This window comes from Flagellimonas lutaonensis, assembly GCF_000963865.1.
In the GTDB taxonomy this organism is placed as follows: domain Bacteria; phylum Bacteroidota; class Bacteroidia; order Flavobacteriales; family Flavobacteriaceae; genus Flagellimonas_A; species Flagellimonas_A lutaonensis.
The window spans coordinates 1726378-1746065 of the sequence record NZ_CP011071.1; the positions used below are offsets into that span (position 1 = coordinate 1726378).

Here is a 19688-nt window from a genome sequence, read left to right on the forward strand (position 1 = left end):
TGTGGGCTTTTTTAGAAAACCCATCGTCCAAATTATGAAGTGGCATTTTGGGTATGCCCAACTTTGTGGCCTCACCAGGACTCGAACCTGGATCTAGAGTTTAGGAAACTCCTATTCTATCCCTTGAACTATGAGGCCGTTCATCGATTTTTGGTATGACCGACGCCCGATTTTAACGGGGCGTAAAATTAATGCTTTTTACCGCATTGAAAAACCTCGATTTTATATTTCTTCATTACCTTAGTTAAAACATTGTCGCATGAAAGAAAAAGTAAAAAACGTCTTCATTGACGGGGCCATAAGCCCTGAGTTCATTGCAAATGCGATAGCCAAGCACCAATCAAAAACCCAAATCGGCGCCCATGACATTTTTTTGGGGCAAGTACGCGCTGATAAAATTGACGGCAAAACCGTTTCCGCAATTGAGTACACGGCCTACGAAGAGATGGCGAACAAGAAGTTCCACGAAATTCGTGAGGCAACATTTGATAAGTTTGACCTGAGCTGTATGCACATTTACCATAGCCTGGGCAAAGTTGCTGTCGGCGAGATCTGTCTGTTCGTTTTTGTCTCTTCACCGCATAGAAAGGAAGTTTTTGAGGCCTTGCACCATGTGGTGGAAGAAATCAAGAAGGAAGTGCCCGTTTTTGGCAAAGAACTTTTTGAAGATGATAGTTATCAATGGAAAGTGAACACTTGAACCATGGTCGATATCACCCATAAACAGAACACCCACAGAACAGCCGTTGCCCAAGCCATTGTAAAAGTGGGGTCAAAGAATACGATTGAGGCCATAGAGAACAAAAAGGTGCCCAAGGGCGACGTGTTCGAGATGAGCCGCGCGGCAGGCTTTTTGGGCATTAAAAAAACGGCCGAACTATTGCCAGATTGCCATCCGCTACCGATTGAATTCGCTGCTGTTGAATATCAGATCTCAAAGCTTGAGATAATAATCAAAGTAACGGTCAAGACCTTTTATAAAACAGGGGTTGAGGTTGAGGCTATGCACGGGGCAAGTTTGGTGGCCTTGAACTTGTATGACATGCTGAAACCCATTGACAAAGGGGTTGAGATACACCATATTCGATTGCTCGAGAAGACCGGCGGAAAATCGGACATAAAAAATGATTGATTTTTGTTGTAGATATTGATTTTTTAATTTCTTTTGCACCCGTTTTTGGCTGAACATTGAAATGTGTTTTTATGTTCGGGGTCTTGGTGACTAGGAAGTGTCGACCACGACAGGTTGAAGGTTCAACCGCCCGAAGTTTAAAGCTGACTTCCCTTTCTTTTGCTTCTATCCTTAGAAGCCAGCACGACTATTTCTTTATTCCAACCAACCAAAAACAGATGCTCATTTAAATATGCGGTTCACCTTTCAATTGCCTGTTGAACCTATGTCTATTTTTTAAGCACTGTTTTTACAAATGAATATTAGATATCGCGATCTTATCGATCAGACCTACCATTTTCCACAAGAAGAGTTTGCACTTGTTGATGATAGCTTGTCGTTTCATGACATTCCCTTGATGGAATTGGCGAAGAAGTATGGTTCGCCGCTGAAGTTTGCCTATTTGCCCAAGATTTCGGCCAATATCCAGAGAGCCAAAAAATGGTTTGCTGATGCCATGGGCAAGCTGGATTACCAAGGCAACTATTACTATAGCTATTGTACCAAAAGCTCGCATTTTCAACATGTGCTCCATGAGGCCCTTAAAAACGATATCCACATAGAGACCTCATCGGCCTTTGACATCAACATAGTTGAGCTTTTAAGGCAACGGGGCAAAATAAAAGATGACACCTATGTCATCTGCAATGGTTTCAAACGGGCCCAGTATATCGACAATATTGCCCGATTGATAAACAATGGCCATGAGAACTGCATTCCTATAATCGACAATTATGAGGAAATCGAATTGCTGGCCGATGAGATCACTGACCCGTTCAAAATCGGAATTCGAATTGCATCGGAAGAAGAGCCAAAGTTCGAGTTCTACACCTCAAGGCTGGGTATTGGCTATAAAAGCATTGTGCCGTTCTATGAGGAGCAGATCAAGAACAATGATAAGGTTGAGCTGAAGATGCTGCACTTTTTCATCAATACAGGCATTCGTGACAACGCGTACTATTGGAACGAACTGCTCAAGTGCCTCAAGGTATATGTACGGTTGAAAAAAGTTTGCCCAACGCTTGATAGCTTGAATATTGGCGGGGGTTTCCCGACCAAAAACTCCCTCGCTTTCGAGTTTGATTATGCGTATATGGTGTACGAGATCATCAACCAGATAAAAATGGCTTGCGATGAGGCAGAGGTACCCGTGCCTCATATTTTCACAGAATTCGGAAGTTTCACCGTGGGCGAGAGCGGAGGTGCCATCTACAAGGTACTGTACCAAAAACAGCAAAACGACCGCGAAAAATGGAATATGATCGACTCTTCTTTCATAACCACCCTGCCCGATTCGTGGGCCATCAACAAGCGGTTCATTATGTTGCCCATTAACCGGTGGAACGATGAATATGAGCGTGTGCTGCTCGGGGGGCTCACCTGCGACAGCGATGACTACTACAATAGCGAGCAGCATATGAACGCAATTTATCTGCCCAAGTTCAAAAGGGATAAAGAGCTGTACATAGGTTTTTTCAATATAGGGGCCTACCAAGAGACCATAGGTGGATTCGGAGGGCTTCAACACTGTCTCATTCCCCATCCGAAGTACCTGCTGATCGATAGGGATGAAGAAGGAAATCTGACCACCACCCTATTCAAAGAACAGCAGTCCGCAGGGCAAATGCTTAAGATTTTGGGGTATCAACAAGAAGTTGATCAATCGGCCGAAACAAATAGGAAAGAAGTTTTAGAAGCATAAAAAGTAATCGTAAGAACAACGCAACAATGGTGAAAACAACCAGAAATTATGCGGGCATCCCTGACGGGTTTGCCCAACTTGAAAAAGCACGTGTGGCATTGCTTCCGGTGCCCTATGATGGCACGAGTACATGGGGCAAAGGTGCCGACAAGGGTCCCGAAGCTTTTCTGGACGCCTCTGAGAACATGGAACTCTATGATATTGAAACAGATTCTGAGGTGTTCAGAAAAGGAATTTATTTGGCACCCCCAGTTATGCAGAACACTTCTCCCGAAGCCATGGTCAATGCCGTACACAAAACCACCAAAGAGTACATAAAGCGGAAGAAATTCGTGACCATTTTTGGTGGTGAGCACTCAATATCCATTGGCACAATCAGGGCTTTCAACGAGTGCTTTGACAATCTCTCGGTACTGCATATTGATGCCCATGCCGATCTGCGCGAATCGTATAATGGTACACCCTTTAACCATGCCTGTGCAGTGCATGAGGCCAGCAAGACCACAAACTTGGTCCAGGTTGGCATACGCAGTATGGATGCCATCGAAAACACTTTTATGGATAGGGAGAAAACCTTCTTTGCCCATGAAATGGTGAACGACGATTACTGGGTCGATAACGTGATAGAACTACTAACGGAAAATGTATTCATTACCTTCGACCTTGACGCCCTAGATCCTTCCATACTGCCGTCGACGGGCACCCCTGAACCAGGCGGACTGCTTTGGTACGAAACCCTTGAGTTTTTGAAAAGGGTCTTTGAAGAAAAAAATGTTGTGGGCTTTGACATTGTTGAACTGTGCCCCAATCCGGCCGATAGGTCAAGTGACTTTTTGGCTGCCAAACTCTACTATAAAATGTTGGGCTATAAGTTCATGTCGAAGATCGATTTGGATGAGTTTGAAGGGCAAATGGCCACCGAAGAAAAAAGTAAAACCAACCCCAGATTTGACGAAGATGAAGACTAAAGGACCCTTATCACAGTTTATAGAGAAGTATTACCTGCATTTCAATGCAGCTGCGCTGGTCGATGCCGCCAAAGCCTATGAAGAGCAACTGAAGCACGGTGGCAAAATGTTGGTCTCGATGGCCGGTGCCATGAGCACGGCCGAATTGGGCAAGATATTCGCCGAAATTATCAGGCAAGACAAAGTCCACATCATTTCATGTACCGGGGCAAACCTGGAAGAGGATATCATGAACTTGGTTGCCCATTCGCATTATAAAAGGGTGCCCAATTATCGCGATTTGACACCTCAGGATGAATGGGAGCTACTTGAAAAGGGCCTCAATCGGGTAACCGATACCTGCATCCCCGAAGAAGAAGCCTTCAGAAGGTTGCAACAGCACATCTTTGAAATCTGGAAAGAGGCAGATGAAAAGGGTGAGCGTTATTTCCCACATGAATTTATGTACAAGCTTTTACTGTCAGGGGTCTTGGAGCAGTATTATGAAATCGATATTAAAGATAGTTGGATGTACGCCGCGGCAAAAAAAAACCTGCCTATAGTGGTTCCCGGTTGGGAAGACAGTACCATGGGGAATATCTTTGCATCATACGTGCTAAAGGGTGAGCTAAAGGCCAGTACCATGAAATCAGGTATTGAATACATGACGTTTTTGGCCGATTGGTATACGCTCAATTCAAAAAAAGGAATTGGTTTTTTCCAAATAGGTGGCGGTATTGCGGGCGATTTTCCAATTTGCGTCGTTCCCATGCTCTACCAAGATATGGAGCGCACCGATACACCCTTCTGGAGCTATTTTTGTCAAATCAGCGACAGCACCACAAGTTACGGTTCGTACTCGGGTGCGGTGCCCAATGAAAAGATTACTTGGGGCAAACTCGATATCGATACCCCAAAATTTATCATTGAAAGCGATGCAACCATTGTAGCGCCATTGATTTTTGCTTATCTTTTGGATCAATAGATATGGATAATAGAAAACGGGTCATAGTAGATTTTAAAAAGTTGACTCCCGAAGTGCTAAAGCTTTTGGTTGAAGAATATCCTGACGGATACGGCGACAACGATATCATCAGCTTCAGAAATGCTGCCGGCGAGCGGGTTGAGTGTGTTGAGGTATTGACCGATGACACGAAGTATTTGGTAAAGATCAGCGCTAAATTGGAAAAGACCATGGCCGACTACGATGAAGACGACTATGCCGATTTTGAGGACAATGATCCTGAAGCTGTGGTAGATCCCTTTGCCAAGGCAAACGACGAAGAAGAATAGTAGAAGTGGCAACCGTCATAGCCTATCTATATGCTTCGGGCATAAACCTTCGCCAGTGCAGGGGCAACGTTTCGCACGAACTTCTTTTTTCTGATAGCGACGAACTTTTCTATAAGGTCGGCGAAAAGAAATACCTATTTATTTTCCAATATGGCATGGTCGCTTTTTTTGGTCATTCAGAAAGTGAGATTCTGGCAACTTTCAAATCATTGGAAACAGCTGCAAAAAACCGGTATGAGACCCCATTTTTTGACACGATCAGTATGTCGCTCAATTCTAGTGACGATAAAGTGGCTTTTAACCATGTTTCGCTCAAAGATGCCGATGAAGAGGCCATACGCCTGGTTATGCTCAATGCCTCACAATCTGTTGCCCTAGAGCGGTACGCCGAGGTTACTGAAGAGATGTTGGGAAGCACCCAACAGCATACCCAGTACCTCGAAAAAAGGAAGGCTCGATATCGGTGGAAACAAGCTGAAACGATATATCGGTAAAATCCTGAACCTTAAAAACGAGATATCTGAAAACCTCTACATTTTTGATTCGCCCGATGTCACATGGCACAGCCAACGGTTAAATGACCTGAACCAGCGGTTAAAACAGACGTTTGATTTAAAAGACAGGTTTCGGTATATTCATGAGCGCATTGAAATAATAAAAGAGAACCTTGAGCTGTTCAAAGACATTATGGATCATAGAGAAAGCAGCAGGCTCGAGTGGGTCATCATTATCCTGATATTCGTAGAGGTTCTAGACCATTTCATCATCCGGTTGCTCAGATAAGAGATTGCCTGACCGCCCTGAAGAGCTTGAACAAGGGGCCCCCTTGATCAACGATGGCCTTGGAAGATGCCTTTTTGTGGGCACCAAAGACACCTTGATTTGTGAAGATGGCGGATTCAACCCGAGGTTGCTTTCCGGCAGGGTCCCGGAAGTCAAACCGTATCTTAGTCGGATATCTGGATCCGTTGACTATAGCGACAGGCCGCACGAGTAAGATTGGATCTGGGCCTGCAAAGAATCACCTGAGAATATGGTTGAGGGCTCTGCAAACTTTGGTTACTCCGGCCCCTTTAATGAAATGGTGCTGTTGGGCGTGTTGGCCATTCGCTTGAAAGGACTCCATAAAATTCTTGAGTGGAACGGTGACCAAATGCAGTTCACCAATATTGGGGAAAACGAGACCATGAAGGTGGTCAAGACCTTCGGGTTTGAAATGGTCGACAGCAAGCCGACTTGGAATGTGGAACATGTAGAGCTCGATGCACTTGAATCTGCGACGGAATATATAAAACATACCTACCATAATGGATGGAGCTTGCCAGATATGCCAGCGTAGGGTATTTCGGTTGTTACGGAGTGAGGTATTGCACTGATGAGGATGGACCCTTGTCTTTTGCTCAACGCAACTTATTAAGTTGTGATACCATTTCCTCGGTTGTCTTTTCAAGATCATAGACCGGTTTCCATCCCCAGTCTTCGCGCGCTTTTGAATCGTCTATACTGTTCGGCCATGAGTCTGCAATCTCTTGGCGAAAATCGGGCTTATAGTCCATTTTAAACCCTGGAACCTTTTGCTGTATGGTCTCGGCAATTTCCTCAGGGGCAAAACTCATGGCTGCAAGGTTGTAAGAAGAACGTATGGTCAGCCTTTCTGGATCGGCATCCATCAGTTGAAGGGTGGCCCTAATGGCATCGTCCATATACATCATCGGAAGCTGCGTACCTTTTTTAAGAAAGCAGGTATACTGCCCATGTGCTATGGCTTCGCGATAAATTTCCACGGCATAATCGGTGGTGCCACCACCTGGAAGCGTTTTCCAGCTGATCAATCCGGGGTAACGAACACTTCGTACATCGACCCCAAATTTCTTGAAGTAATATTCACACCAACGCTCCCCGGCTTGTTTGCTGATGCCATAAACGGTACTGGGCTCCATCAAAGTGTTCTGGGGGGTCTCTTTTTTGGGCGTATTGGGGCCAAATACTGCAATGCTAGAGGGCCAAAAGATCTTATCGATCTTTCGCTCTTTTCCCAGATTGAGAACGTTGAAGAGCGAACCCATGTTGAGGTTCCATGCCCTCATCGGAAATTTTTCGGCGGTTGCACTGAGCATGGCGGCCATAAGGTAAACCTCTTCAACCTCATGGTGCATTACCACATCTTCAATGGCAGCATAGTCGGTGGCGTCCAATAGTTCAAACGGGCCCGACTCCTTCAACTGGGCGTCACCGTGCCTGATGTCGGTCGCTATTACCGCTTCGCTTCCGTGTCTTTTCCTTAATTCAAGGGTAAGCTCGGTACCAATTTGCCCGCAGGCGCCAAGGATCAATATAGATTTTGCCATATCAAAATATTCCGCACAAAGATAGCCTTTATTAAAATTTGTACATTCGCTTATGCTTAGATATAAGATGCTGATTGCAGTGCTTTTTTTGCTGTCGGCCTGCAAGAATGAAAGCCAAAATGCTTCAGGTACCGAACAAGCCTCGCAAGAGGTTGGGTTTGATTATCGAAAAATGCCCAAACGGGTAGAAATCAACGAAAAGGCCAGTGATGTTCTGGACCAATGGGAAGAATTTGGGAACTTCTCACGAAGCTTTGATATTTTGTACCGGGCAAGAAACAACGCAGACCTGATCCTTGCATTGGATGATTTGATTGAAAAAGAAAAGCTCTTGGCCGCCTCTGACCATCCAGAACTTTTTGATAAGGCCCAGATTAAGAGCAGGCAGAAAGTGGTACGCACTTTTTTGCTGAAGGCAAGGGCCTTGGCCGTTGAAAATCGTGACCCCACAGAGGCCATAGTCGAGATGCTTGAAGCCTATAATGCCTATAGAAACCAGTTCAATGTATTGGTGAACAATCCGCTGGACTCAAAATTGATATTGGATGAAGAGTAATGCCATTGTCTGGGCCTGTTTTTTGATGGCCCTGCAGAGTTTTGCCCAAAATGACATAGCAGCCATTTCGTCGGTTTTGGATGCATGGCACAAGGCAGCGGCCGAAGCTGACTTTGAAGCCTATTTTTCAAAAATGACCGACGACGGGGTGTTTTTGGGTACCGATGCCACTGAAAATTGGCAGAACAAAGAGTTCAGGAAGTTTTCAAAACCGTATTTTGATAGGGGACGGGCTTGGGCTTTCACGCCGGTAGAGCGTAACATCTATGTTTCTGACAATGGTAAATTTGCTTGGTTCGATGAGTTGTTGGACACCCAAATGAAACTTTGCCGCGGATCGGGAGTGTTGAAAAAAATCGACGGGAAATGGAAAATCGCACATTACGTACTCTCCATCGCCATACCCAACGAGAATGTATCTGAAGTGATCGAACTAAAAGCTGCGTCTGACAGTCTGTTGACGAAAAAGCTGAAAGAACGTTTTTGATCAATCTTCTTTCGTGGCCGAATTTTTCCGCGACTCCAAAGCCTGCTTGCTCAGACTGGCCAAATTAAAGTTGGGCTCGATCTTGAGGGCCTCGTCGATAGAAGCTATGGCCGCATCGACATCCTCCTTGTTTATGTTGTACTGCATCAGTCCCTTCAAGTGGTAAAATGCCGCCTTCAAGGGCACCTCATAGGGCTGCTGCCGCTCGAAAAAGGCATACTTCATATCGTCTTTGGCATTTGCAATGCCGTATTCTATATTGGCTGCTGCCCCTTCGTTGTCACCGGTCTGTATTTTTAAATCCGCCAATTCATAGGCCAAGTAAGGACTTTGGTCGCGCTTAAACAAGATTTCGAACTGCTCCAAGGCCCTTTTGGGCTGGTTCAATGCCTTCAGCGATACAGCCTTGATCTGAACGGCAAGATCAGAATCGTTTTCATTTTTGTCGATACCAATGGTATTCAATGCCTGCATGTGCTGGTTGTTGTTCATATAAACATATGCAAGGGTATCTCTACGTTCTTTTGAGGGCGCTATGACGTTCAGGTGTGTCAATGCCGTGATAATGCCATTGACATCACCTTGAAGCCGCATTTCTTTATAAAATGCTTCGTAATGTTTTTTGAGCTCTTCTTGGGTCTGTGACCACCCTAAAAAACTTATCAAGAAAAATAAGGTGATGATTGCAGTTTTCTTCATGGGAAACCTTTGTTTAGAGGGGCAAAACTACGCATTTTTCTTGAACAGTCCCGCAAATGAAATGCTAAAGCCACCAACAAAAAAAAGATGCCCACGGCATCTTTTTCATGCAATTTTTTGTGATTTTAAAAGGAAGGCAATGCCACATTCTTATTGGCATATTGCATCAGAATTCGCGCATAGAACGCCAGACTCTTCACGTCTTTCTCAAGACATGATTTCAAGAAATCGCAAAGGTTCTTGAAGAACATGTTGACAGGAACGGTTGCCAGTGCCAGATTGACCGTTTTCGGATCGTAATCCTCCTCGCTGATAATGACATCCATTTTAATCCGCTGTCTTTCGTAATCAATGGCGACATCGGCTGCGTTGTAATGTTTCTTGATGATAAGTTTATGCAGTGCAATGGACTTCTCATCAAGAGTGTTCGAGGCACAACTTTCGGCAATCAATTTTTCCGTTTCCGTCAAGATTCTCGTAGTCAATCTTGAAGTTTCCATGACCATACCATTTAATTTACTACCATAAAGGTACCTACTATGACTGTAACTTGTTGAAATTCAATATTGTAATTAACATAAAAAACATATAAATGTTGTCAATATTGTTATTTTAGTGGTGAATTACGATGCTATAGAGGTGTATAAACGATGTCCTTTAATAAGAAAATTCTTGTTAATTATTGATTTTTTAGTCTTTTCTGAGAATTCTGGTTCATATAAGGGGGGTATCAGCCCCCGGTTTTTGGCCTCGTTGGTGTAGTACTGCGCCTTGGTAGGATGGTGGGGATAGACCCCATTAAAAATCTCGCCCCAATACCCTTCTTCGATGATGGTTCTAATCATATGAATGCAATCCTCTAAATGGATGAGGTTTACCGTTTCGTGTCCGTTTTGCAGATTTTTTTTCCCTGAAAGGAAATGGACAGGATGCCTGTCAGGCCCGATCAAACCGCCAAAGCGAACCACAGTGGTCTTGAAACTTTTAGTGGAGAACAATAGTTTTTCAACAGCCAAAAGCTGTTTGCCCGATTCTGTGATGGGTAGTGGTTGTGTATCTTCTGTGATTTCCCCACTGGCGCTACCGTAGACCGAAGTGCTGCTCACGAACAGAAGTTGTCGTATGGCTGAGCGCTCGACAGGGGCGACCAATTGCCTTATTTTTTTCATGTAGTTTCCAGAATTACCCTTCCGAAGGCCTGGGGGCACGTTCACCACAAGGGTGTCAAGGCCTTCTAAAAATGCGGCCAAAGTGCCATCCGCCCGCTCTTGGTTTAGTTGCACCACATGGGCATCGATTGATTGCTTTGTGAGCATATCCAGCTTTGCAGGCGAGGTGGTGGTGCCTTTGACCGAATGGCCATCTTTCTGCAGGGCAGAGGCCAAGGGAAGCCCCAGCCAACCACAGCCCAAAATACCGATACACTTACTCAAACCTCAAGGTCTTGATGGTCATAATCGCATCGTTGAGCACAAAAGGCATGGGAATGCTCGTGTCGGGCCGGTCGGGCACCGAAAATTGTGGATGGTTCAACAAGTCGTTCGAAGATTCATAGAAAACAAGTTCCAAAATAGCATCTTTGGGATAGATGAGGGCCAGTTCTGTATAGTCGTTGTTGGATATGAAGTGCGTCACCAATTTACCGTTCCTCCTGTTGTTGAGGTAATGTTCAGAAAGTGGTATTTGGTTGACAGTGGCCGCTGATATGGGGGTGTCGTTGGTGAACACATCTAGGCGGTTGACCGGGCGCTGGGGCGCGACACATATTTCGAGGTGGCGGTCTGCACCGATCAAGGTGTCTATGACCACATCGATTTCTGGATATTTCAACGCTTTGGCCGGGGCCTCAGAAGTGTAAGTGAACGACGAGCCATATTTGCTGGCGATGGTTTTGATCTGGCTTTTGTCGACCTCTTGCAAACGGTCTCCGAAAAATTGTGCATTCCAGTCGATCAACTGTTTATCGTACGTGGCCCAATTTGCACTTTCTGCATCTATGTCGTAAACATACAGCAAACTGCTTGGTTTGGGGCTTTCTTCGGTAAAGTCGGAATTGATGTGGGCCGCGATGCTGAAAGCCGCAAACAAGAGCAGAAACAACAACCCAAAACGCCATTTGTTCTTCAGTTCAACAAAAAACGGCAGGGCCAGGGCAAATGCAAGGGTAACAAAGAGTGTGCTGGCTGCCATCATCTTGAGTCCGAGTCCCACAGGAAACATTTTAACGAATGGAGCAAAAATACAGACAGCGGGCAAAGCCAAAAACACCAATAAAAAGGCATTCGGCTTTTTTTGGTTGATGTGCACCAAGAGTCCGGCCAGCAATCCGAATACGGGAAGTATAAAAAAACTGGCTCCTTTTAGGTAGGTACTTGCCAGAAAGCAAATGACCAGCCATATGACCGCAGGGGCCACCAGAAGATTGGCCTTGTCTATTTTTCGAACCTGATAGTACGCCAAGAAACAAATGCCCAACGATAGAAACACAAAGGTATAGATGTAGGTATGGCCATTATAAGTGAACCCGTGTAAGATGTCTTTAAAACCGGGGTACCACCATTTGAGCGCAGGCCAACTGAAATGGGCCACAAGACCATTAATGGCCAAAGTGGAGATAAGCGGCACAAAACCGATAAAGACCGATTTTAGGTCGAGCACGCCTTTTTTAAAACCGTAGGCCAAAAGCACCAGAAACAACACCACGGCGAGGCCCCACATGGGCCAAATCCACTCAAAGGGATAAGTAACAAGGCCAAACACCGGAACATTAAAATACACAAAGTCGTCAAGACTTTTGAGATGGGTCAGGTCGGCATCAGCAAAATGTGTTAAAAGCGGCATGAGATAACTGCCTTGGTGGGCCAAAGACTCCCTGTCTAAGCGACTGTAGTTGTCAAGAGCTGTATGATAGTCGTAATGGTCGTCGATAAAGGCGAAATTAAAGCCTTCAATATCACCATCTTCCCTGAAAACCGTAAGATCCGTATCATTGGGCAACATTTTGTAGATGCTATATGCCAATGAATTGGCCACGGGATATCTCGGATTGGCCTTTGTGAATTCTGCTATCATAGTGCCATTACCTCGATTGGTCTCAATGAGCATATAGCTGGGGCCGCCACTGCCGCGAGCCTCAAAATTCAGTGCCAGCCCCACATCTTTGGCCCATGAATGTTGGTTTACGAAAAGGTCGGCACCGTTAAGGCCCAATTCTTCAGCGTCGGTAAGGAGTATGATGACATCATTTTTTTGCGTTTTACCGCTTTCCAAAAATGCCCTGATGCCCTCTAAAACGGTGGCCACCCCGCTAGCGGCATCACTGGCGCCCAATGATGAATGCGGACTACTGTCGTAATGCGACATTACAACCAGTGCCTTGCCATTGCCAGAACCTTTTATCCTCGCCAAAATATTGATCGCTTTGCTCAAGTTGCCCCAGTCGCCGGCGGTATAGCCCTCTTGGGTAAAGGTTTCCAACCCCATTTTTTTAAGTTCGGCCAAAATGTATTGCCGTACCGTTGCATGTGCCTTGAACCCCACCGCATGGGGTTCTTGGGACATGTTCTTGACATGCTCCAATGCCCTATCAACAGAGAAATCGGTTTTGGCACTTTCCAAGTCGGCACGGTAATCGGGCATCAGCACTTTAAAGCTGGCATATGTAGCCATAAGCAGCAATAAGAGGCCTAAGGTTCTAGAAAGTTTCATACAGCTATACTGGGTTATAAGTAGATAAAAGTATAAAGGGATGACATATTATACTGCGAAAAATTTAAATATTTCGTTAAAATTCACTAACTTTATTAATCACCCTTAAACCAAATCAACATGGGAATCAAGAGTTTTCAAGGAGCTAGAGCGAAAGTCGATCCCAAAAAGGGGTATGATGTCCCTATTTTGGTGGAGGACTATATGACGAAAAAATTGGTCACTTTTTCACCAGACCAATCAATATTGGAGGTTATGGAGGCTTTTGCCAAGTACCATATCTCTGGTGGACCTGTTATGGATGACAACGGATTTTTGGTCGGGATCATTTCTGAGGCTGACTGTATGAAACAAATTTCAGAAAGCCGTTATTTCAACCAACCAATTCTTGACAAGAGCGTGGAACGCTTTATGTCCAAGAATGTTGAGACCATTCCGCATGACATGAGCATTTTTGATGCTGCAGGAGTTTTTGATCGGCATAACCGAAGAAGGCTTCCAGTGATGAAAGATGGTTTATTGGTAGGTCAGATAAGCCGCAAAGATGTGGTGATTGCCGCATTGAAACTTAGTGGTGCAAACTGGAAATAAAAAGCCCCCTCTATCTCCCCCCAAAGGGTAGAACTTTTGGGCAATTCATAGAGCTATCCATAACCATATTTCCTATCGAAACAAGACTGCCCCAGTAAACTTATAGCCCTCCCCTTAGAGGAGTGTTGGTAGGGGTCTATTCCCTTTTTACAATCATGTAATGGTCATTGTCCAAGGGTAGATATCCGAGGTCGTACACGAAGAAATAGGTGCTCCCTTTTTTGGTGGTATATAGGTTGGTGATGTATTCGAAGTCAAATCCCTTGTCGAGCAGGCGGGTCTTGGTGGTACGCGTCTTGCCATCTTTCAATTCAAAACTGTCCAAAATCCGATAGTTTTTACGCAATCGGTTGTTGATATTCCGAATCAGGTTTTTGCTGTCTTTGTTCAACTTGTTGTTATAGGCATTGCGACAGTAATCGGAACAGAATTTTTTGTCGATTCTACCACGGATTTCGGCGCCGCATTCCAAACAATCACGTTTTGCCATAATAGCGTTTTTCACTGGTCAATCATTGTCATGTAGCAAAATAGCAGGTAATTCCAAGGTTTTGTAAAGATTGTTGAATTCTTGCATTTCGGTATTGACAATGGCATTTTTCTCTTTTTCGTACACTGCCCAATCGGCCAATAGGTCGTTCAGGCGTTCTTTGGCACCTTCGGTGACCTTGGGCTCTGCCACATCCACAAAATCTTTCAGATGCATGAAATCGGCATTTAGTTGGTTGTTGAAGTTGATAACATCTTGAAAGGTCTTTTGCTGGGGCTGAATGAGATTCTCTTCCCAAACGGTGATCCGCTCCATCAAGGTCTTGCCTTTTTCAAGCAGTTCTTTCGCCTTGTCTTGGTCTTCCAATAATTTTTCGTAGTGCTTCAATTGTGCTTTGGCCGAGCGCATTTGGTTGACGGCTGCGTGCATCTCTTTGAGGGTCTTTTCAATTTTGAGCAAAACTTCCTGTTGTTCTGCATAATCGCTTGGTGTGCCCTCGATAGTTGGATTGGCCAGAATGGTCGCGCTGGTTTCCACGGTTTTGCCCCCAAACGTCAGTCGCAGGTCGTAGGTGCCCGGGGCCACCCTAGAACCGCCATAATTGCCAAAGATAAAAACCTTGTTCACAGCCGGAATGGCTTCGCGCCTAAAATCCCAAGTGAAGCGATTGTACCCTTTTTTGGAGGGAAGTACCTGTGGCTTTGGCGGCCCACCAGGCCATGATGTAAAATCTTTTGGTTTTTGGTCGGTGTAGGTGCGAATGACCTGTCCGTTATCCAAAACCTCCAATTTCAAATCCATTGAATCGGCCTTTTTCGGAAGGTAATAATCGATTGTAACGCCTGATTTGGGGTTTTCTCCCAAGCCTGGCACCTGTTTTTCGGTGCTTCCGCCAAAAATGCGGTACGCTGGTTTGGGTTGTACGATTTTCAAGGTTTCAGCAGTGCCGAAACTGTTTTGGATGGCGCCCAGATCATCCAAAATCCAAAAAGAGCGGCCGGCTGTTGCGGCCACAAGGTCATTGTCTTGAATGGTAAGATCGTTAATGGGCACCACTGGTAGGTTCAATTGAAATTTCTGCCAATGCTGACCATCATCCAACGAAACATACAATCCCGTTTCCGTGCCGGCATAGAGCAGCCCTTTTTTCTTTTTGTCTTCCCGCACTACACGAACAAAGGTGTGCTTGTCGGTAATGCCATTGGTGATTTTGGTCCATGTTTGGCCGTAATCGGTCGTTTTTAAAATATACGGACTCAAATCCATGAATTTATACCGCATTACAGCGATGTACGCTGTACCTGCGTCGTGGGGCGATACCTCGATGCTATTGACAATGCCCTCTTTCAGGTTTGGGGGCGTGATGTTCTCCCAATTGGCACCCCCATTTTTGGTGATGTGCACCAAACCATCATCGCTGCCTGCATAGAGAACGCCCTGTTCATGGGGTGATTCGACAAGGTACATAATGGTGTTGTAGTTTTCACCTCCTGCGGCCTCGTTCGTATACGGCCCTCCACCCGGGCCTTGCTTTTCTTTCTCGTCACGGGTAAGGTCTGGACTCACGACTTCCCAACTATGGCCGCCATCTTGGGTTTTGAATGCCACATTGCCGGCATGGTAGATCGTGTTTCGGTCATGGGGCGAGCTGATGATGGGAGCATTCCAGTTATAGCGGAACTTAAAATCTTTAGGTACTTTGCCCAGCCCCAGTTCGGGATAGGCCTTGATGGGTTTCCCCTCTCGGGAGGCTTTCATCCATTTTTCGATGATGCCCTGGTAGCAGCCACCAAATACCACTTCAGGATTATCGGGGTCAAAGGCCAGATAGGCACTTTCACAGCCTGCCACCGAGTACCAGTCTTTCCAGTCAATGCCCTGATCATTGGTGCGGCTGGCAATGGCAATGGCAGAATTGTCTTGTTGCCCTCCATAGACATTGTAAGGGACCAAGTTGTCGGTAATGACCCTATAAAACTGTGCCGTGGGCTGGTTTTGTTGGGAGCTCCAACTTTTGCCCCCATTGTTGCTCACGTTGGCACCGCCGTCGTTGGCGTTGATCATGACATTGTTGTCTTTAGGATGTATCCATAGATCATGGTTGTCTCCATGTGGCGTGGACACGGGCACAAACGATTTACCACCATCAATGGATTTGGTAACGGGCGCATTCAGCACATACACAACATTCTCGTCTTGGGGGTCGGCAAAAATTTCCATGTAGTACCAAGAACGGGCAATGTTGATACGGTCTTTGTTGATTTGTGCCCATTTTTTACCTGCATCATCGCTTCGATAAACGCCTCCTTTTTCACCTTCGGCTTCGATAACGGCAAAAACCCGTTCAGGATTTGCCCTTGAAACGGAGATGCCCGCCTTGCCAAATGCTTTGGGAAGCCCTTCTTCAAGCCGTTGCCAGGTAGTGCCACCGTCGGTGGATTTATAGAGGCCAGAGGATGGGCCACCCGACTCCATGGTCCAAGGGTATCGTCGATGCTGCCACATGGCGGCGTACAGGATCAAGGGGTTGGTCATGTCCATCGATAACGAAGATGCCCCAGTGTTCTCATCCACATAAAGCACGCGTTGCCATGTGGAACCGCCGTCTTGCGAACGGTAAATTCCGCGTTCGCTAGAAGGCCCGTACTGTGCCCCTTGGGCAGCCACGAACATAATATTGGGGTCTTTGGGGTGGATAATGACATCTGAAATATGTCGGGTCTCATCCAAACCCATGTGTTTCCATGTTTTGCCCGCATCGGTGGATTTGTAGACCCCGTCGCCCATTGAGGTCATGACCCCCCTGGCGGCATGTTCGCCCATGCCCACCAGAATAATGTTGGGGTTACTTTCTGAAACCGCAATATCGCCCACGGTACCCGTGCCCAATTGTCCATCGGATATATTCTTCCAGGTGATGCCATCATCGACCGTTTTCCAGATGCCACCGCCCGTAGTGCCCATATAGTAGGTCATGGGCTGCCCGACGACACCCGTTGCGGCGACACTTCGCCCACCACGAAAAGGGCCGATATTGCGCCATTTCAACCCTGTGTAGAGCGAATCGTTCAAAACAATGCTAGGGGCCGTTGCTTTCTTTTTACGTTTTTGTGCGGGTACTAAGAGTGTGATGAGCAAAAATGGCAACAAGGCAATGCGAAGCATTTTCATGGTCGGTTATCTGAATTGGTTAACACTAAGCAAGATAACAATTCAAACCATATTTACGGCATTGGCCGTTGCCCATAGGTAGGTGATTACTCGATCAGCCTAAATTTGATGTTTACTGTGGTCTCTACCCTGATTTTTTCAAAATCGATGTCCAATGGTTCTGCTTCGGCCATGTCCATTTTTGCCATGGTTTGCATGCGCGGTTGGTTGTATCGGGGATAGTAGGGTTGTGAGTGGTCAACAATATGGATGGCAGGCCCCACTTTTTGTCCCAATGGGTCGGTGAGCGCCACAGCCTTTTGTTTGGCCTTTTTTACGGCCCGCTTTTTCAGTTCGAGCTCGAGTTCATCCATTTTTGAATACTCGGTCTTTTCGAGGTAGGTGTTGGCAATGTCGAGGTCTTCAAGGGCGGCCATTACCTTGCCCGTAGTAAGTCCGTCGTAGACCAATAGGGAATATTGCTTGCTTTTGAGCACTTCCTTCCCCCGCAAAAAATATTTTTTGAAGTTGCTGCTCAGGTCTTTGATCACCAATTGCTTGTCAATATCAATGCCCAAGGCTTTCAACCGCTGTGCCATTTTGTTCTCTTGTTCCTCGACCGATTTGCGCCCACGCGAATCTTTTTCTTGAATGGTGATGCTCAAATAAATTTTGTCTGGGGTCACCAAGGTATCGACACGGGCCGATGTTTCGAGATAGGGTACATCCAAAAAATTTTTCGATTGTGAAAAGGTTGTTGGTGCCATTGCTAAAAGAGTAAGGACTAAGAGTACATTTTTCATGTTACTGGTTTTTAATCAAACAAGCGCAAATCCGATGCCAAAGTATTGGGGGTTACAAAAACATTCAACCTTCAAACCCGATTTCTTTGTGTGAACCGTCGCAATAGGGCTTGTTGCTTGAGGCACCGCAACGACAAAATGCGGTGGACCTTTTCTTGGTCTCTACCGTGCCATCGGCCAAGGTTACTTTTAGGTCGCCGCTTACCAATAGAGGGCCATTTTCTACGATATTACATTCGGTGATTTTGGTTTCTTCCATTTCTATTTCTCCTTTTATTGAATAAGTCAGTGCACCAGAAGGGCATTTTGATATTTGGTCCTTTAATTGGTCGATTGTGGCGTTCCCAGGTTTTATCCATGGTTTTTCATTGGGTCTGTACACCTCGGGCAAGGTCTTTACACAAATCTCTGAGTGGATGCATTTTTTGGGTTTCCATATAACGGTCAACTCACCATTGCTGTACTCTTTTACAATTTCCTTTTCCATATTATGCGATGTTTATCCCTTTCAAGACCAGTTCGCGCCACTCTGGGTGTTTTTTGATATAACCTGCCACAAATGGGCATAGCGGAATAAGGGTAAGGTCGTTCTTTTTGATGTCTTCCAATACTTGTCTGACAAGTTCAGAGCCAATGCCCTTGCCCTCGAGTGCTTTGGCCACTTCGGTATGGGTCAGGTAGATTTTGTCTTGGGCCTTGATATATTCGATTTTGGGCGTATGGCCGCCAACCTGAAATTCGTATTGTTTTTTTTCTGTATTGTCGATGAGATGGTGCTCCATTGCTCTTTAGAGAATATGTACAAAAGATACGAATTGTTGGGCAAACAGGGGATTGGTGAGATAAGGTTTAAAGATTGGGGTTATATGATTGCAGATGGCCTTTCAGTTGACTGCAGTCTCATGTATGGCTTCGTTACGGAAAATCAGCTATGGTTTTCCGCCGTAACCGAAAGATAGCAAATTGCGATGAATTCCGATTGGGGACTTAACCGCAATAAGCTAAGTACGTCTTAAGTTTGGAACTGGCTTTTCAGTATTTATTTTCTGAAGTGATTTTTGGCCATTTCCAAGCATGCCAAACAATCAGACAAGTAATAATACTTTCCAAAAATGCCAGAAAAACGTAAAATCTGTACCATTCAGTATTCGAACTAAATCCAATAAATAGCATCATAAGAGTAAATAATAAACCAAATAGAATATTCAGTATTCGATTTATTTTTGCTTTAAGTATGATTGAAAGAGCGACCATTATTGATGAAATTGCTAGTATTATCGTCGCTATAAATAGTTTGTTGGGACTATCCAAAATATTCTCACCTGTGAGCAAACTATTCACTTTGCCGGGGGTATATAACTCAAAATAGTCACCATATAAATAGCAGAATGTTGCTGAAGCCCACAATGAAGCAAGTTTGATTTTTATATTCACTTTTGGGTTTTCTAACATATTCTTTTGGTTTTAAAGTTCAATTATTCATATATCTATTTATAAAGACGCAAAATCTTTTCGAATGGTTGTCTGAAATTAAATGGTTATTACCATTTCAGTTTGTTTGGCAACAATGAACAAAGTGGAACAAGTAGCGAAAAGATAACAGTTTTATCTTGACAAGGGGAGTGCCAATAATTATATCATTTTATGGTAAATTTATAATGAAAAAGCCCCGCCAGAGACCAGTTTTCGACTTGGTATGTCGGCTGTATCTCTAACAGGGCTACCTGCGGTAACAGGATTTCA

Annotated in this window: 23 protein-coding genes, 1 tRNA gene and 1 pseudogene; 13 read left to right on the forward strand and 12 right to left on the reverse strand. The window is 45.1% G+C overall.

The annotated features are described in order from the left end of the window. Positions 1-66: 66 nt before the first annotated feature. Positions 67-138 (reverse strand) — tRNA-Arg (locus tag VC82_RS08015). A gap of 121 nt (positions 139-259) precedes the next feature. Here VC82_RS08015 and VC82_RS08020 point away from each other — a divergent pair. The 10 genes and pseudogenes from VC82_RS08020 (at position 260) to VC82_RS15255 (ending at position 6452) form a co-directional block, all read left to right on the forward strand. Continuing rightward, positions 260-700 (forward strand): molybdenum cofactor biosynthesis protein MoaE, encoded by a 441-nt coding sequence (locus VC82_RS08020; protein ID WP_045801911.1) that lies wholly within the window; start codon positions 260-262, stop codon positions 698-700. A gap of 3 nt (positions 701-703) precedes the next feature. Continuing rightward, positions 704-1132 (forward strand): cyclic pyranopterin monophosphate synthase MoaC, encoded by a 429-nt coding sequence (gene moaC / locus VC82_RS08025; protein WP_045801912.1) that lies wholly within the window; start codon positions 704-706, stop codon positions 1130-1132. Between the two features lie 295 nt (positions 1133-1427). Continuing rightward, the gene (locus tag VC82_RS08030) at positions 1428-2873 is read left to right on the forward strand and encodes a type III PLP-dependent enzyme domain-containing protein (protein ID WP_045801913.1); all 1446 of its coding nucleotides are present in this window, start codon (positions 1428-1430) and stop codon (positions 2871-2873) included. A gap of 29 nt (positions 2874-2902) precedes the next feature. Then, positions 2903-3841, forward strand: coding sequence for an agmatinase (speB, locus tag VC82_RS08035; protein ID WP_045803335.1), 939 nt, complete (start codon positions 2903-2905; stop codon positions 3839-3841). Continuing rightward, positions 3831-4805 (forward strand): deoxyhypusine synthase family protein, encoded by a 975-nt coding sequence (locus VC82_RS08040; RefSeq protein ID WP_045801914.1) that lies wholly within the window; start codon positions 3831-3833, stop codon positions 4803-4805. Before speB ends, VC82_RS08040 begins: the two co-directional genes overlap by 11 nt. 2 nt (positions 4806-4807) lie before the next feature. Further along, positions 4808-5113, forward strand: coding sequence for a hypothetical protein (locus tag VC82_RS08045; protein WP_045801915.1), 306 nt, complete (start codon positions 4808-4810; stop codon positions 5111-5113). Between the two features lie 5 nt (positions 5114-5118). Then, entirely contained in the window at positions 5119-5607 is a 489-nt protein-coding gene (locus tag VC82_RS15805) for an RMD1 family protein (RefSeq protein WP_245615858.1), read from the forward strand. Further along, a pseudogene (locus VC82_RS15935) lies at positions 5588-5689 on the forward strand (RMD1 family protein); the annotation flags it as partial. The gene VC82_RS15805 and the pseudogene VC82_RS15935, both read left to right, overlap by 20 nt. A 211-nt stretch (positions 5690-5900) precedes the next feature. Next, positions 5901-6110 carry a hypothetical protein gene (locus VC82_RS15665; RefSeq protein ID WP_052698968.1) on the forward strand — a complete coding sequence of 70 codons (210 nt, stop codon included), beginning with the start codon at positions 5901-5903 and terminating at the stop codon, positions 6108-6110. Positions 6111-6146: 36 nt separating this feature from the next. Next, positions 6147-6452 (forward strand): hypothetical protein, encoded by a 306-nt coding sequence (locus VC82_RS15255; RefSeq protein ID WP_052698970.1) that lies wholly within the window; start codon positions 6147-6149, stop codon positions 6450-6452. Between the two features lie 61 nt (positions 6453-6513). On the opposite strand, the gene VC82_RS08060 is transcribed toward VC82_RS15255, so the two are convergent. Continuing rightward, positions 6514-7461 carry an NAD-dependent epimerase/dehydratase family protein gene (locus VC82_RS08060; protein ID WP_045801916.1) on the reverse strand — a complete coding sequence of 316 codons (948 nt, stop codon included), beginning with the start codon at positions 7459-7461 and terminating at the stop codon, positions 6514-6516. A 52-nt stretch (positions 7462-7513) separates the two neighbouring features. On the opposite strand from VC82_RS08060, the gene VC82_RS08065 reads away from it, so the two are divergent. Together VC82_RS08065 and VC82_RS08070 are read left to right on the forward strand one after the other, a co-directional pair. Further along, positions 7514-8017 carry a hypothetical protein gene (locus tag VC82_RS08065; protein WP_157518027.1) on the forward strand — a complete coding sequence of 168 codons (504 nt, stop codon included), beginning with the start codon at positions 7514-7516 and terminating at the stop codon, positions 8015-8017. Continuing rightward, entirely contained in the window at positions 8007-8504 is a 498-nt protein-coding gene (locus VC82_RS08070; RefSeq protein ID WP_045801918.1) for a nuclear transport factor 2 family protein, read from the forward strand. The genes VC82_RS08065 and VC82_RS08070 overlap by 11 nt, the downstream gene beginning before the upstream one ends. On the opposite strand, the gene VC82_RS08075 is transcribed toward VC82_RS08070, so the two are convergent. From VC82_RS08075 to VC82_RS08090, 4 genes are all read right to left on the reverse strand, one after another. Beyond that, positions 8505-9203, reverse strand: a complete 699-nt coding sequence (locus VC82_RS08075) for a hypothetical protein (RefSeq protein ID WP_045801919.1) — start codon at positions 9201-9203, stop codon at positions 8505-8507. A 125-nt stretch (positions 9204-9328) separates the two neighbouring features. Beyond that, positions 9329-9703 (reverse strand): hypothetical protein, encoded by a 375-nt coding sequence (locus tag VC82_RS08080; RefSeq protein ID WP_045803336.1) that lies wholly within the window; start codon positions 9701-9703, stop codon positions 9329-9331. A 123-nt stretch (positions 9704-9826) separates the two neighbouring features. Beyond that, positions 9827-10636 (reverse strand): SDR family oxidoreductase, encoded by an 810-nt coding sequence (locus tag VC82_RS08085; protein WP_045801920.1) that lies wholly within the window; start codon positions 10634-10636, stop codon positions 9827-9829. Beyond that, positions 10629-12872 (reverse strand): M28 family peptidase, encoded by a 2244-nt coding sequence (locus VC82_RS08090; protein ID WP_245615860.1) that lies wholly within the window; start codon positions 12870-12872, stop codon positions 10629-10631. The genes VC82_RS08085 and VC82_RS08090 overlap by 8 nt, the downstream gene beginning before the upstream one ends. Positions 12873-13031: 159 nt before the next feature. On the opposite strand from VC82_RS08090, the gene VC82_RS08095 reads away from it, so the two are divergent. Continuing rightward, positions 13032-13502, forward strand: a complete 471-nt coding sequence (locus VC82_RS08095) for a CBS domain-containing protein (protein ID WP_045801922.1) — start codon at positions 13032-13034, stop codon at positions 13500-13502. A gap of 136 nt (positions 13503-13638) precedes the next feature. Here VC82_RS08095 and VC82_RS08100 read toward each other — a convergent pair whose 3' ends face one another. The 6 genes from VC82_RS08100 to VC82_RS08130 all read right to left on the reverse strand — a co-directional run bounded on the left by VC82_RS08100 (position 13639) and on the right by VC82_RS08130 (position 19397). Next, a complete protein-coding gene (locus VC82_RS08100; RefSeq protein ID WP_045803337.1) occupies positions 13639-13992 on the reverse strand; it encodes a DUF2116 family Zn-ribbon domain-containing protein in 354 nt (117 codons plus the stop codon). 18 nt (positions 13993-14010) lie between these two features. Further along, positions 14011-17163, reverse strand: coding sequence for a VPS10 domain-containing protein (locus tag VC82_RS08105; RefSeq protein WP_045801923.1), 3153 nt, complete (start codon positions 17161-17163; stop codon positions 14011-14013). An 86-nt stretch (positions 17164-17249) separates the two neighbouring features. Next, complete coding sequence (locus VC82_RS08110; protein ID WP_045801924.1) at positions 17250-17945, reverse strand: SIMPL domain-containing protein; 696 nt, start codon at positions 17943-17945, stop codon at positions 17250-17252. Positions 17946-18009: 64 nt separating this feature from the next. Beyond that, on the reverse strand, positions 18010-18432 hold the full coding sequence (locus VC82_RS08115; protein WP_045801925.1) for a (4Fe-4S)-binding protein: 423 nt from the start codon (positions 18430-18432) through the stop codon (positions 18010-18012). A gap of 1 nt (position 18433) precedes the next feature. After that, positions 18434-18727: a GNAT family N-acetyltransferase gene (locus tag VC82_RS08120; protein WP_045801926.1), complete on the reverse strand. Its 294-nt coding sequence runs from the start codon at positions 18725-18727 to the stop codon at positions 18434-18436. 250 nt (positions 18728-18977) lie between these two features. Further along, complete coding sequence (locus VC82_RS08130) at positions 18978-19397, reverse strand: DUF6326 family protein (protein ID WP_045801928.1); 420 nt, start codon at positions 19395-19397, stop codon at positions 18978-18980. Positions 19398-19688 lie beyond the last annotated feature (291 nt).

Bases quoted from the DNA above. Each gene is read 5' to 3' on its own strand.
- VC82_RS08020 (WP_045801911.1), top strand. From the start codon at position 260: ATGAAAGAAAAAGTAAAAAACGTCTTCATTGACGGGGCCATAAGCCCT.
- moaC (WP_045801912.1), top strand. From the start codon at position 704: ATGGTCGATATCACCCATAAACAGAACACCCACAGAACAGCCGTTGCC.
- VC82_RS08030 (WP_045801913.1), top strand. From the start codon at position 1,428: ATGAATATTAGATATCGCGATCTTATCGATCAGACCTACCATTTTCCA.
- VC82_RS08040 (WP_045801914.1), top strand. From the start codon at position 3,831: ATGAAGACTAAAGGACCCTTATCACAGTTTATAGAGAAGTATTACCTG.
- VC82_RS08045 (WP_045801915.1), top strand. From the start codon at position 4,808: ATGGATAATAGAAAACGGGTCATAGTAGATTTTAAAAAGTTGACTCCC.
- VC82_RS15255 (WP_052698970.1), top strand. From the start codon at position 6,147: ATGGTTGAGGGCTCTGCAAACTTTGGTTACTCCGGCCCCTTTAATGAA.
- VC82_RS08060 (WP_045801916.1), bottom strand. From the start codon at position 7,461: ATGGCAAAATCTATATTGATCCTTGGCGCCTGCGGGCAAATTGGTACC.
- VC82_RS08065 (WP_157518027.1), top strand. From the start codon at position 7,514: ATGCTTAGATATAAGATGCTGATTGCAGTGCTTTTTTTGCTGTCGGCC.
- VC82_RS08070 (WP_045801918.1), top strand. From the start codon at position 8,007: ATGAAGAGTAATGCCATTGTCTGGGCCTGTTTTTTGATGGCCCTGCAG.
- VC82_RS08075 (WP_045801919.1), bottom strand. From the start codon at position 9,203: ATGAAGAAAACTGCAATCATCACCTTATTTTTCTTGATAAGTTTTTTA.
- VC82_RS08080 (WP_045803336.1), bottom strand. From the start codon at position 9,703: ATGGAAACTTCAAGATTGACTACGAGAATCTTGACGGAAACGGAAAAA.
- VC82_RS08090 (WP_245615860.1), bottom strand. From the start codon at position 12,872: ATGGCTACATATGCCAGCTTTAAAGTGCTGATGCCCGATTACCGTGCC.
- VC82_RS08095 (WP_045801922.1), top strand. From the start codon at position 13,032: ATGGGAATCAAGAGTTTTCAAGGAGCTAGAGCGAAAGTCGATCCCAAA.
- VC82_RS08100 (WP_045803337.1), bottom strand. From the start codon at position 13,992: ATGGCAAAACGTGATTGTTTGGAATGCGGCGCCGAAATCCGTGGTAGA.
- VC82_RS08105 (WP_045801923.1), bottom strand. From the start codon at position 17,163: ATGAAAATGCTTCGCATTGCCTTGTTGCCATTTTTGCTCATCACACTC.
- VC82_RS08110 (WP_045801924.1), bottom strand. From the start codon at position 17,945: ATGAAAAATGTACTCTTAGTCCTTACTCTTTTAGCAATGGCACCAACA.
- VC82_RS08115 (WP_045801925.1), bottom strand. From the start codon at position 18,432: ATGGAAAAGGAAATTGTAAAAGAGTACAGCAATGGTGAGTTGACCGTT.
- VC82_RS08120 (WP_045801926.1), bottom strand. From the start codon at position 18,727: ATGGAGCACCATCTCATCGACAATACAGAAAAAAAACAATACGAATTT.
- VC82_RS08130 (WP_045801928.1), bottom strand. From the start codon at position 19,397: ATGTTAGAAAACCCAAAAGTGAATATAAAAATCAAACTTGCTTCATTG.